Here is a 12,087-nt window from a genome sequence, read left to right as displayed (position 1 = left end):
AAGAAGAATACCCCTATTCTCCTTGCACTTTTTACTATTATCACAGTGATTAAAGCGTTTACAAATTATTTCAAAATAATTAGTAAATCCATTCATTCATTAATTTTGAGTAGTCAACTAATTCTTCTTCTTTAAAGAAAATAGCAATCTCGCGCTCTGCGCTTTCTAAAGAATCAGAACCATGGATAATGTTTTTCGCAACAGTTACACCGAAATCTCCACGAATTGTTCCAGGAGCTGCTTCATGTGGTCTTGTTTTCCCCATCATGTTACGCGCTGTATCTACTACACCTTCACCTTGCCATACCATTGCGAACACAGGTCCAGATGTAATAAAGTCTACTAACTCACCAAAGAAAGGTTTTTCCTTATGCTCAGCGTAGTGTTGTCCAGCAATTTCCGGAGTGACTTGCATTAATTTTGCACCAACTAATTGAAAGCCTTTTTTCTCAAAACGAGCTACAATTTCCCCAATGAAGGCACGTTGTACACCGTCTGGTTTTACCATTAGAAATGTTTTTTCCATAAAAAATCTCTCCACTTCTGAATTATGTATGTAATTGTATATCCCCACACACATATTATCACCCTTATCACAATTGTGCAATAGTTTTGAAATAGAGAGATTATTTTATTTTTTAGAATAAACATTAAAATTTTCGTTTTCCAATATACTTTGCAACATTTTGTAATGCGTACTTTGCTTTTCCACGTGGGAGTGGTTTTATTATTTCTAAAGCTTTATGTAAATAACGTTCACTAAATGCAAATGCTTGATCAATTGCTGTACTATTTTTTACAGCATCAATAATTTCTTGTATTTCACTTGCTGTTGAATTTTCATGTACAGATGTGATTTTCTGACGAAGTACGGGATCTTCCATCGCATATAGAGCAGGAAGTGTAATATTCCCTTGTAGTAAATCTCCGCCAGCAGGTTTTCCAAGTTTCTCTTCTGTAGAAACGAAGTCTAAAATGTCATCAATAATTTGATAAGACATTCCTACAAAATACCCATACCAAAATAGACGATTTACCGTATCACGATTAGCACCAGCAGCAATCGCTCCCAATTGACAACTCGCGGCAATTAATAATGCTGTTTTTCGCTTTATTCTTCTTAAATACGTTCTTAAATTTTGGTTATAATTGTATTTATCTTTAATTTGTTCAATTTCACCTTTACAGACTTCTAAAATAGTATGTGATAACGCTTGATGCGCCTCTGGAATTTCGATATTTGTTATACATTCAAGAGACTTAGCGAACAGATAGTCCCCTGTATACATCGCAATACGATCTCCCCATTTCGCATTCACAGTCGCACTGCCGCGTCGTAAAAATGCAGCATCAATAACATCATCGTGAACAAGAGAAGCCATATGAATAAGTTCTAACGCAACAGCAACATGCTTAATCGCATCTAACTTATAATCTCCAAATTTCCCTGCAAGCAACACAAATACAGGACGAATTCGTTTCCCACCAGCTTCAATAAGCTGTAATGCTGCCTCTTCTACTAATGGCTGTTCAGAAGCGACTGTCTTTTTTAATTCTTTTTCTATCACATTAATATCCGATCGTAAAAAAGAGTACATAAGTTGTAACTTCATATTGTTCACCTTAACCTAAAACTTCTTTTTTCTATTTTGATTCTGGTTTAATACCTAAATGCATCGCTGCTACCCCAAAAGTAAATGGTTTCACTTGCACACGTTCAAGTCCAGCTTGCTCAAACATTTGAGCCAATTCTTTCATCCCTGGGAACGTACTAGCAGATTCTTGAAGCCATGAATACTCTTTATAACTTTTCGCAAACATCTTTCCAAATAACGGCATGATATATTTAAAGTATAAAATATACCCTTGTCGAAAACCAATCATTGTTGGTTGAGATGTTTCTAAACAGATTACTTTTCCACCTGGTTTTACTACACGCGTCATTTCTTTTAATACGTGCATATAATCCGGTACGTTACGTAAACCAAACCCAATCGTCACATAATCAAACGTATTATCTTCAAACGGAAGTTCCATTGCATTCCCATGTAGAAGTTCTACTTGTTTTAATTGTAACGCCTCTACCTTTTGCTTACCGACAGATAACATATTTTCACTGAAGTCTAAGCCAACAACCTTTCCTTGTTCACCTACGGCTCCAGCTAGCGCAATTGTCCAATCTGCGGTTCCACAGCATACATCAAGCGCTTGACTGCCTGGTTGTACATCCATAATTCGCATCGTTTCTTTACGCCACGCTTTATGTCTTTGAAAACTAATTACAGAATTCATCACATCGTATTTATCAGAAATCTTTTCAAATACGTCATGTACTCTTTCTTCTTTTGATTGTTGCATGCTCGTACCTTCTTCCAATGTAAAATTGCTTATGTCTTCTATTTATTCCTTAACACAGAATTTATTTCATTTATGTCTGTGTGATTTTCTAAAAATTGTTTTTCTTTCTTTCTCAATTCCTTCATCCAACCATTAATCACTACTTCTGCTTTATCCCCTAAAGCATCTTGCATAGCTTGAAAAACAGGCGAATGTTGCTTATCAGCATACAATTGAATTTCTTTTTGAAGGCGATTTCCACCTAATACGTATGTGATAAATGGCTTCCAATGTGATAACTGAAAATGATCACATGTTTTTTGAAGGAGCGCAGACTCAATCATTACTATGCTTTTCATTATGTCATCCGTCGTTTCATGCGCTTTTTGGTATAACATAATTTTGTGTTCATTTATCTCTTTAATTCCTTCAGCAAGTGCACGAATTAAAACAATATCACGATTCATAGACAATAAATAATAATATAGTCCACTATAGTAATCGCCTGCAAGTACTGTTAATTGACGACATTTATGGAATTCAATCTCTTCCTCGCCTGCTTTATTTGATACCCTTTCATGCGTATCAAGCGCAATTTGTACAAGCATAATTGTTACTACGTAATGCTCAATTTGTTCTATATGTAAGTTTGCACTCTTTAAAGCACCATATAACAATGCTATCTTTTCTTCATCAATAAATGGTTCTTCAATATAGTTTATAAAGTAAGGATGGCGTAATTTCTCCATCAATTTTTCTTTTATACTCGCATACCCTCCGTAGATGTCACACACAAAAAATCACCCTTGTTTTCTAATTCATAAAACTTATTATAACACATACACTCTATTTTCTATAACCAAAACTTGGCTACACCTACCATTCATGTAAGCAATCTTTCTAATCTCACTCTGTCTAGTTAAAACTATATCATTTATTTACTAAAAAAAAAAAGAAAAGCAGTTTCCCGCTTTTCTTTACTTCGTTTTAATAAACGATAAAATTTCACTGCGCGCTGCAGCATCATTTTCAAGCACACCACGCACTGCTGTCGTTACTGTTTTCGCACCTGGTTTTTTTACACCACGCATCGTCATACACATATGTTCTGCTTCTACTACTACCATTACACCATGAGGCTCTAGTACTTCCATAATAGAGTTCGCTACTGTTGATGTAATACGTTCTTGCAGTTGTGGGCGACGTGCAATTGTATCTACGGTACGAGCTAATTTACTTAACCCTGTCACCTTTCCACCTTGCGGAATATATGCAACGTGAGCAACTCCATAGAATGGAACTAAATGATGCTCACACATCGAATAAAATGGTATATCTTTTACTAGTACAAGCTCTTCGTGATCTTCTCCGAATACTTTATGCAAATGCTCTTTCGGATCTTCATGCATACCTGAGAACACTTCTGCGTACATTTTTGCAACACGCTTTGGTGTATCAAGTACTCCCTCACGATTTGGGTCATCCCCAATCGCCTCTAAAATAAGGCGTACTGCATGTTCAATTTGTTCTAAATTAACTTTTGCCATCCGCTAGCCCTCCCGAAAACCTAAAAGTGATACGAACACATTCTAGCATATTTATGTTTTTAAAAGCAAAAAGAAGAGTTCCCAAAAAGGAAACTCTTCTTCCCTGTTAATATGTAAGGATTATTTAACCGCATCTTTTAACGCTTTACCAGGTTTGAATGCAGGTACTTTACTTGCAGCGATTTCAATCTCCTCACCTGTTTGTGGGTTACGACCTTTACGAGCCGCACGCTCACGAACTTCGAAGTTACCGAATCCGATCAGTTGTACTTTATCACCTTGTTTTAAAGCTTCTAAGATAGAATCAAAAACAGCGTCTACTGCTTTTGTTGCGTCCTTTTTAGAAAGGGAACTTGCTTCTGCAACAGCATTGATTAAATCTGTCTTGTTCATGCCATTCACCTCCTCCCAAAGATAAGACTGTATAATGATCATAAAATGAGTCTTACTTTCATTTGTAGGCAATTTTTGCAAATTCTATACTACAAAGATGTAGATAAATCATTATCAACGCCTATATTATACGATTCTCCTTTATAATTCAATATTTTTAAGGAAATTGTTACTCTGAAAATGTGAAAATCTGATGAAACTTGACAATTTACAACAATGTATTAGATAATGACTGTTTATTTTTCTATTTTATAATCAAAAAAACAAAAAATCCCTCTACAATGAGAGGGATTTTTTCTTATAGTATAATCGCAATTAATCCGCCAGATCCTTCATTAATAATTCTTTCTAGCGTTTCTTTTAATTTATATCTAGCATTTTCTGGCATTAAAGATAATTTCGCCTGAATTCCTTCTCGAACAATCGAGCTAAGTGAACGTCCAAATATATCAGAATTCCAAATTGATAACGGGTCATCTTCAAAATCTTGCATTAAATAACGAACTAATTCTTCACTTTGCTTTTCAGTACCAATGATCGGCTCAAACGTTGACTCTACATCTACTTTAATCATATGAATAGATGGCGCTACCGCTTTTAACTTCACACCAAACCTTGAACCGTGACGAATAATTTCTGGCTCATCTAAGCTCATATCCGCTAATGCAGGCGCTGCTACACCATATCCTGTTTGCTTAACCATACGCAGTGCATCCGCCACTTGATCGTACTCTATTTTCGCATGAGATAAATCGAGCATAAGCTTTAATAAATGATCTTTCCCCCGAATTTCTACTCCTACTACTTCTTTTAAAATTTGATCATACAATTCATCTGGCGCATATAAATCAATCTCAGCCACACCTTGCCCCATATCAATGCCAGCTAGGCTCGCTCGATCAATAAATTCATATTGACTAAACTGCCAAACAACGCGATCCACATCACGAAGACGTTTTATATCCTTCACAGTTTCTTGAACTGCTTCTTGATAACTTTGACGCAACCAATGCCCTTCATTTAGCACCATTACCCAGCTCGGAAGGTTCACATTCACTTCTAATACAGGGAATTCAAATAGTGCTTCACGAAGTACATTATATACATCTGTTTCTCTTAAACTCTCCACACTCATTGCAATAACCGGGATATCATATTCTTCTGATAAACTTTGGCGTAATTGCTCTGTATCTGGATGATACGGCTGTACCGTATTAATTATCATAATGAAAGGTTTTCCTACTTCTTTCAACTCATTTACAACGCGTTCTTCTGCCTCTATATAATCTCTTCTTGGAATTTCACCAATTGTTCCATCTGTTGTAATTACAACACCAATTGTTGAATGTTCTTGAATTACTTTACGCGTGCCGATTTCTGCAGCTTCATGGAATGGAATAGGTTCTTCATACCAAGGGGTATTAATCATGCGTGGGCCATTCTCATCTTCATAGCCCTTCGCTCCAGGAACCGTATATCCAACACAATCTACTAATCGAATATTCACTTCAAGTCCTTCATCTACTTCGATAGAAACCGCTTGGTTTGGAACAAACTTCGGTTCCGTCGTCATAATTGTACGACCAGCAGCACTTTGAGGCAATTCATCCTGCGCTCTTTGACGGTCAGACTCATTCTCAATGTTTGGAATAACTACAAGTTCCATAAATTTTTTAATGAATGTTGATTTCCCTGTTCGAACAGCTCCTACAACTCCAAAATAAATATCACCGCCTGTTCGTTCTGCAATATCTTTAAAAATATCTACCTTTTCCAAGTGATTCCCTCCCTCAAAATTTTTGGGAATAATTCCGCGTTTATAGTCAACTAATACCTTCTCTAACGTTGCCTATAATATCTGATATAATATAATGGTATTCTAGAAGTTCGGACAATATATCATATAATTTTGTCCAATTTCATATGACTATTAAAAAATATCTTTTGTTTGCATCGTAAGTTGTATAACATAAAAAACCTTTCTTCTAGAACTTATTCACTAAAAGAAAGGTTCATGACTTATCATTTTAAAAAAATTGGTTCTCCATCCTTTACTGTGTACGGTAAAGAATAAGCTGGTACAAACGGGGAACCTTTCGAAAGTATATTTCGAATATCTTCTCCCTCCGTAAACTGCCCTTCATTTTTTTTCAAAGCGTCATATAAGTCGATTCTATAATCAACAAAAACTTCTCCTTTTTCATTAATTACAAAAGGAAGTCCTTTACCAGAATATGGACTTGTCACTTGTGGCACATCTTTATATCCTAGTTTTTTGAAATCTAATTCATATACACCATCTGAAATTACTTTTTTAAAAGGTGGATATTGATGTTCATCACGATACATCCTAAGCTTTAAAGATAGTTCCTGAATTTGTTCAGCCATCCTAACATCAATTAACTTTACTGTTGGATTTGTTTCAACGTCTATTAATACGTATTGATATACTCCTCCACTTTCATACGCATTCCCTGGCGCTTCTTGTATGTAACGCGGGGCAATCTGTTGAAAATCGATCGGATACTTTTGATAAATAGGTGTACTCATATCCCTCGTCTTAATTGGCAATATCCCATCATTTTGCTCCTTAAATGTCACAACAGCTTTTTGAACAACCTGTAGCTGATCTTCATAAGGAACCGCATTTTGCTTCATATTTTCTTTCGGATACAGACACCCCGTTAAAAGGCTCATACAACAAAATATTAAAATAATATGTAATTTTTTCACTAGCATCACCTTTTCATACTAATCTAATTTGCTCTGTATGTAGTATTTTCGAGACCATTCCATTTACTGCTGTACAGGTCCACTAAATACAACAAGAAAAATAACAATTCCTGACACAATCATAAGGGTGTACGCTACTAATGCTGTAATCCCTTTCAAAAATTTATTCTTTATTTTATGTCTACTTAATAAAATAAAACTTACTGCAAAAAACATAAATCCAATTGCCCCTAAAGCTAACCACATTTTCATAAGCCCTTCTGACATATACACACCCCTTTTTATCAATCTATTTTTATACTATTTTAACAAATTAAAATCTTTAAACAAATACAAAAAGAACATTTTACTACAAATTGCGAATATATAACTTTAATCAATAGGTTTTCCAGCATTTTTCACCAATCTAGGCAAAAATAAAACCGAAGCGATTGTACCTCTCACTTCGGTTGACCAAATATGCCCAAAAACAGCTCTATTCCCATTCTTTCATGGCTATCATATGCAATCTACAAACTCTTTGTTTCTCATAATTTATTTTTTAAACATTTTGCTTAACGAGCCAAAATCTGTTGGCATATTATTATTAATAATCGCTTTTACAATTTGATCCTCTTGCTCTTTCGGCACTTCACGTCCCGCCATAAGAGCCACTTGATGAATTAATTGACGAAGTACAGTTTCATCACGTAAATTCGCATTTTGCACGGATGATGCTAATTTAAAAATATCCTCTTTATTTACTTTCGCTTCCTTCTCAATATTATTAAAAATATTATTATCCATTCTTTTCACCCTCTCCTCAAGTTACTCTTCATCCTATGCAAAAATGAAAAAATGGTGAAAAGACCCAAAAAATAAAAAAGCGACAGAAGTACAAATGTACTTCTGTCGCTTTTCTTTACAGTAAATCAGGTATAGCTTCCACTTCATGTTTTCGAACACGCCCCATCAATGAGCCTACCGCATCTTTTACGTTATTCCCATTGAACAGCACGTCATATAAAGCAGCTGTAATCGGCATTTCAACTTCCATTTTCTCTGCCAATTCATGAGCAGCTTTCGTTGTTCTTACACCTTCCACAACCATACCCATGCTTTCTAACACTTCTTCTAAAGAGTGTCCTTTTCCAAGCATATTTCCAGCGCGCCAATTTCGGCTATGAACACTTGTACACGTTACAATTAAGTCTCCCATACCAGTTAGACCAGCAAACGTTAACGGATTCCCGCCCATTTTTCTTCCTAAACGAGCAATCTCTGTTAAACCACGTGTCATCAATGCCGCCTTTGCATTATCACCTAATCCAAGACCATCAGTTATACCAGCAGCTAATGCGATAATATTTTTTAACGCACCACCAAGTTCAACTCCAACGATATCTGGATTTGTGTATACACGGAAATAACTATTCATAAATAAATCTTGTACTTCCTCAGCCGCTTCCATACGCTTTGCTGCAGACGTAACTGTTGTCGCTTGTCGTAAACCGACTTCTTCAGCATGACTCGGTCCAGACAGTACAACAACATCTTTAATTAAGTGCTCTGGAATTTCTTCCTCAATCACTTCCGAAATACGTTTTGACGTACCAGGTTCAATTCCTTTGCTCGCATGAATCCAAGTAATTGGTTCAGTAACAATTTCTTTCATCTCTTGTAATACATCTCTGTACGCTTTCGTTGGTACTACTAACAGTACTGTATTTACATCTACTAATGCTTCTTCTAAAGAAGAGTAGGCTACGATTGTGCTTGGCAATGTAATGCCTGGGAGATATCGACTATTCTCATGTTTCGTATTAATTTCATCCATAAGTTCTGGGCGATTTCCCCAAATACGTACATCATGTCCATTGTCAGCTAATACCATCGCTAACGCTGTTCCCCAGCTACCTGCTCCTACTACTGTGATTTTTGTCATAAAATCACATCCTCTCCATTAGTCTCTTGCTCTAGCGATAATGTGAATCGGCGTTCCTACGAAGCCAAATGATTCACGTAAGCGATTCTTTAAGAAACGCTCATATGAGAAGTGCAATAATTCTGGATCGTTTACAAACACAACAAATGTCGGTGGTTTTACCGCAACTTGTGTTGCATAGAAAATTTTCAGACGGCTACCATTATGAGTTGGCGTCGGATTCATCGCTACCGCATCCATAATTACATCGTTTAATACGTTCGTTTGAATACGGATACTATGACTTTCATTTACCTCATCGATAACCGGTATTAATGTTTGTGTACGTTTTCTTGTTTTTGCAGATAAGAAAACAATTGGTGCGTATTCTAAGAATTGGAAATGAGCACGGATATTTTCTTCAAATGCTTTCATTGTTTTTTCGTCTTTTTTCACTGCATCCCATTTATTTACAACGATAACAACAGCTCGCCCTGAATCATGAGCATATCCAGCGATTTTTTTATCTTGCTCAATAATTCCTTCTTCACCATCTAAAACGACTAAAACAACGTCAGAACGTTCAATCGCTCTTAGCGCACGAAGTACACTATATTTTTCTGTACTTTCATACACTTTTCCTTTTTTACGCATACCAGCTGTATCAATAATTACATAATCTTTTCCATCTTTACTATATGGTGTATCGACAGCATCACGAGTTGTTCCTGCTACATTACTAACAATTACACGCTCTTGACCAAGAAGAGCATTTACAAGTGATGATTTTCCTACGTTTGGACGTCCAATTAAAGAGAAACGAATTGTGTCTTCATCATATCCGTCTTCTTCAATCTTTGGAAAATGTTGTGCAGCTTCGTCTAGTAAGTCACCTAACCCTAATCCGTGTGTACCTGAAATTGGGAATGGTTCGCCAAATCCTAATGCATAAAAGTCATAAATGTCACTGCGCATTTCCGGATTGTCCACTTTATTTACTGCAAGTACAACCGGTTTATTTGAACGATATAAAATTTTTGCAACTTCTTCATCAGCTGCTGTTACACCGTCACGACCGTTTGTCATAAAAATGATAACATCCGCTTCATCAATTGCTACTTCAGCTTGTTGACGAATTTGTGTCAAAAACGGCTCGTCTCCAATATCAATTCCGCCCGTATCAATAATGTTAAATTCATGATTTAACCATTCTCCAGCGCTATAAATACGATCGCGCGTTACACCTGGAATATCTTCTACGATTGAAACTCTTTCTCCAACAATTCTATTGAAAATAGTAGATTTCCCTACGTTCGGGCGACCTACTATCGCTATTACTGGTTTCGGCATATACTTTCATCCTTTCAACTTGCTTCTGTTTATTATGTAAAAAACCCTTCTTTGTGCAAGAAGGGATTTGCATTCCAGAATATTTCTCAACGTATCAAAACACCTCACATTATAACACACGTTGCTAATGTTTCACAATAATATATACATTCTCTTGTAAGCGATGTGCAATACCATCTAAAATTGCCTCTAAATTATTTGCAACAAATTCTAGTTCCTCTGTCGATTCGCAAACGAATAAAGGAGCACCACCTGCAAATTTTTCTGGAGTCGTTGTTATAACTGCCAGAATAACACTTTCTAACATCATCTCTTATCTCCCCTTCCTTTCGGGGCTTCCGATGACATATGGACAGCACTTTCTAACGTTGGTACATTTCCTATGACACCTATCGCTTTCTCTGCATCTTGATCTTGCGGCAGGACAAAAATCCCAACCCTGCCATCCTCTAAATCACGCTTTGCTAACGGTACAAGCGCTGGTGTACCAGAATCTCTATAAATCCCTAACGCTACTGAAACATCGTGTAAAATAGCTTGTCGTTGCCCTAAATTTGAGATTGTAACCATCGCATCAATTGATTTCGGCTTTAAAATAAAACCCATACCATATTTCATAATTTCTTCTTGTCTTGCTGGCAATCCAATATTCATAATGTAAATATTGTCAATATAAAGCCCTGCTCCTTCAAAACGAAGCGGAACGTGCTCAATTTCAACAAGATCATGTAGCCTTTTACCAGACATTAATTTTTTCGCAATAAAAAATGCGATTATAGCCATAATTACTCCTGCAATCCATGAACGGAATCCTATATACGCAAACGTCGTTGCAAACGACGTTAACATTGCCAAATAGTTGCGACTTTCAAAAACCAATGCAATTCCTTCAATGTATGTATTTCCACGCGGTACGAGCTCATACCCATCTAATTGTTGAAGCGTATTTCTTTCCATATTACGTACATCACGAAATTGTGTCGCTGCTAATGTAAGAAATGTAATGGCAGAAAAATCTTTTTTCAAAATAGACGGGATTGCAATCGCTCCTAAAGCAGCTGCAATTAACCCCATTGCAATATGAATAATTTTCCCATGTAGCCTCGTCGGATATTGCCGTGTATCCGTCCGAAGCATTAGCACCCTTGTAACTGTCCCTGCTATTACGCCGCATAAAATGGCTGGTGTATATTCAGTCATGTATTACCCTCGCCTTTCTTTTACGTGTTTTTCTCTTAAACCGTTCCATGTATACTGATGCTTTTGCAATCCAAAACAATATTGCCATGAATAATGTAGAAATGGCGACGATATCAAAAAATGCTAAACTACCGTAATCATATGGAAAATTCAATTTCCTAAAAATAAATGTCACTAGCAGCTCTCCTTGTAACATCCCTACATATAGAGAACATAATCGTAATATGCGATCTCCATGCAATAACACCGATGCATACACAAGACCACTACTTAGCAGAAACACTCTATCCACCACAATCCAAATCGGATCATATATTTCTAACAGATGAAAACTTGTATATAACATTGCAATAATAAGTGCCGAAAGTAAGCTATATAATTTTTTCCAGACAGAATATAGCGTGATCCCTATAAAAGAAATAATACAAAGTAAAAGAGCATTTACTGATACCACGAATGAGGCGATCGTTACATGTAACGGAGAGCAAATTATAAAAATCAGTATACAAGCGCCTAACTTCCACCGAATAAGGTCCTTTTTCATAAAAAAGGTTACAATGATCCACCCTATCCAAGCTACAAAATAAAAAGTACTTCCATCCATCAACTTCACCTCCTATGTTT

At 36.3% G+C, this 12,087-nt stretch carries 15 protein-coding genes; all 15 read right to left on the bottom strand.

From position 1 onward, the window contains the following. Positions 1–79: 79 nt before the first annotated feature. Complete coding sequence (gene ndk / locus ACXKY9_RS07015) at positions 80–526, bottom strand: nucleoside-diphosphate kinase (RefSeq protein WP_000415883.1); 447 nt, start codon at positions 524–526, stop codon at positions 80–82. 124 nt (positions 527–650) lie between these two features. Further along, complete coding sequence (hepT, locus tag ACXKY9_RS07010) at positions 651–1,613, bottom strand: heptaprenyl diphosphate synthase component II (RefSeq protein ID WP_000776086.1); 963 nt, start codon at positions 1,611–1,613, stop codon at positions 651–653. 31 nt (positions 1,614–1,644) lie between these two features. Continuing rightward, complete coding sequence (menG, locus tag ACXKY9_RS07005) at positions 1,645–2,358, bottom strand: 2-heptaprenyl-1,4-naphthoquinone methyltransferase (RefSeq protein WP_001187674.1); 714 nt, start codon at positions 2,356–2,358, stop codon at positions 1,645–1,647. A gap of 38 nt (positions 2,359–2,396) precedes the next feature. Next, positions 2,397–3,131: a heptaprenyl diphosphate synthase component 1 gene (locus tag ACXKY9_RS07000; RefSeq protein ID WP_000332858.1), complete on the bottom strand. Its 735-nt coding sequence runs from the start codon at positions 3,129–3,131 to the stop codon at positions 2,397–2,399. A gap of 183 nt (positions 3,132–3,314) precedes the next feature. Continuing rightward, positions 3,315–3,884, bottom strand: a complete 570-nt coding sequence (gene folE / locus ACXKY9_RS06995; protein ID WP_001151482.1) for a GTP cyclohydrolase I FolE — start codon at positions 3,882–3,884, stop codon at positions 3,315–3,317. Positions 3,885–4,004: 120 nt separating this feature from the next. Then, a complete protein-coding gene (locus ACXKY9_RS06990; protein WP_001043860.1) occupies positions 4,005–4,277 on the bottom strand; it encodes an HU family DNA-binding protein in 273 nt (90 codons plus the stop codon). Positions 4,278–4,575: 298 nt separating this feature from the next. Further along, the gene (gene spoIVA, locus ACXKY9_RS06985; protein ID WP_000416519.1) at positions 4,576–6,054 is read right to left on the bottom strand and encodes a stage IV sporulation protein A; all 1,479 of its coding nucleotides are present in this window, start codon (positions 6,052–6,054) and stop codon (positions 4,576–4,578) included. Positions 6,055–6,299: 245 nt separating this feature from the next. After that, positions 6,300–7,010, bottom strand: a complete 711-nt coding sequence (locus tag ACXKY9_RS06980; RefSeq protein ID WP_000733112.1) for a hypothetical protein — start codon at positions 7,008–7,010, stop codon at positions 6,300–6,302. Between the two features lie 63 nt (positions 7,011–7,073). Next, complete coding sequence (locus ACXKY9_RS06975) at positions 7,074–7,277, bottom strand: DUF2768 domain-containing protein (protein ID WP_001289004.1); 204 nt, start codon at positions 7,275–7,277, stop codon at positions 7,074–7,076. Positions 7,278–7,544: 267 nt separating this feature from the next. After that, the gene (locus ACXKY9_RS06970; RefSeq protein WP_000369754.1) at positions 7,545–7,796 is read right to left on the bottom strand and encodes a stage VI sporulation protein F; all 252 of its coding nucleotides are present in this window, start codon (positions 7,794–7,796) and stop codon (positions 7,545–7,547) included. A gap of 115 nt (positions 7,797–7,911) precedes the next feature. Further along, entirely contained in the window at positions 7,912–8,934 is a 1,023-nt protein-coding gene (locus ACXKY9_RS06965; protein ID WP_000161763.1) for an NAD(P)H-dependent glycerol-3-phosphate dehydrogenase, read from the bottom strand. A gap of 18 nt (positions 8,935–8,952) precedes the next feature. After that, positions 8,953–10,263 carry a ribosome biogenesis GTPase Der gene (der, locus tag ACXKY9_RS06960; RefSeq protein WP_001125893.1) on the bottom strand — a complete coding sequence of 437 codons (1,311 nt, stop codon included), beginning with the start codon at positions 10,261–10,263 and terminating at the stop codon, positions 8,953–8,955. Between the two features lie 124 nt (positions 10,264–10,387). Further along, positions 10,388–10,573 carry a capping complex subunit for YIEGIA gene (locus ACXKY9_RS06955; RefSeq protein WP_000979059.1) on the bottom strand — a complete coding sequence of 62 codons (186 nt, stop codon included), beginning with the start codon at positions 10,571–10,573 and terminating at the stop codon, positions 10,388–10,390. Continuing rightward, on the bottom strand, positions 10,570–11,463 hold the full coding sequence (locus tag ACXKY9_RS06950; RefSeq protein WP_000141596.1) for a YIEGIA family protein: 894 nt from the start codon (positions 11,461–11,463) through the stop codon (positions 10,570–10,572). The genes ACXKY9_RS06955 and ACXKY9_RS06950 overlap by 4 nt, the downstream gene beginning before the upstream one ends. After that, positions 11,456–12,067, bottom strand: a complete 612-nt coding sequence (locus ACXKY9_RS06945) for a YphA family membrane protein (RefSeq protein WP_000349098.1) — start codon at positions 12,065–12,067, stop codon at positions 11,456–11,458. The genes ACXKY9_RS06950 and ACXKY9_RS06945 overlap by 8 nt, the downstream gene beginning before the upstream one ends. Positions 12,068–12,087 lie beyond the last annotated feature (20 nt).

This window comes from Bacillus sp. 2175 (assembly GCF_057812155.1).
Note: the sequence above shows the minus strand (reverse complement) of the source record. Positions and strands in the feature narration are given on the sequence as shown.

Coding starts and splice junctions, on each gene's coding strand:
- ndk (WP_000415883.1), bottom strand. CDS start 526: ATGGAAAAAACATTTCTAATGGTAAAACCAGACGGTGTACAACGTGCC.
- hepT (WP_000776086.1), bottom strand. CDS start 1,613: ATGAAGTTACAACTTATGTACTCTTTTTTACGATCGGATATTAATGTG.
- menG (WP_001187674.1), bottom strand. CDS start 2,358: ATGCAACAATCAAAAGAAGAAAGAGTACATGACGTATTTGAAAAGATT.
- folE (WP_001151482.1), bottom strand. CDS start 3,884: ATGGCAAAAGTTAATTTAGAACAAATTGAACATGCAGTACGCCTTATT.
- ACXKY9_RS06990 (WP_001043860.1), bottom strand. CDS start 4,277: ATGAACAAGACAGATTTAATCAATGCTGTTGCAGAAGCAAGTTCCCTT.
- ACXKY9_RS06975 (WP_001289004.1), bottom strand. CDS start 7,277: ATGTCAGAAGGGCTTATGAAAATGTGGTTAGCTTTAGGGGCAATTGGA.
- ACXKY9_RS06970 (WP_000369754.1), bottom strand. CDS start 7,796: ATGGATAATAATATTTTTAATAATATTGAGAAGGAAGCGAAAGTAAAT.
- ACXKY9_RS06965 (WP_000161763.1), bottom strand. CDS start 8,934: ATGACAAAAATCACAGTAGTAGGAGCAGGTAGCTGGGGAACAGCGTTA.
- der (WP_001125893.1), bottom strand. CDS start 10,263: ATGCCGAAACCAGTAATAGCGATAGTAGGTCGCCCGAACGTAGGGAAA.
- ACXKY9_RS06955 (WP_000979059.1), bottom strand. CDS start 10,573: ATGATGTTAGAAAGTGTTATTCTGGCAGTTATAACAACGACTCCAGAA.
- ACXKY9_RS06950 (WP_000141596.1), bottom strand. CDS start 11,463: ATGACTGAATATACACCAGCCATTTTATGCGGCGTAATAGCAGGGACA.
- ACXKY9_RS06945 (WP_000349098.1), bottom strand. CDS start 12,067: ATGGATGGAAGTACTTTTTATTTTGTAGCTTGGATAGGGTGGATCATT.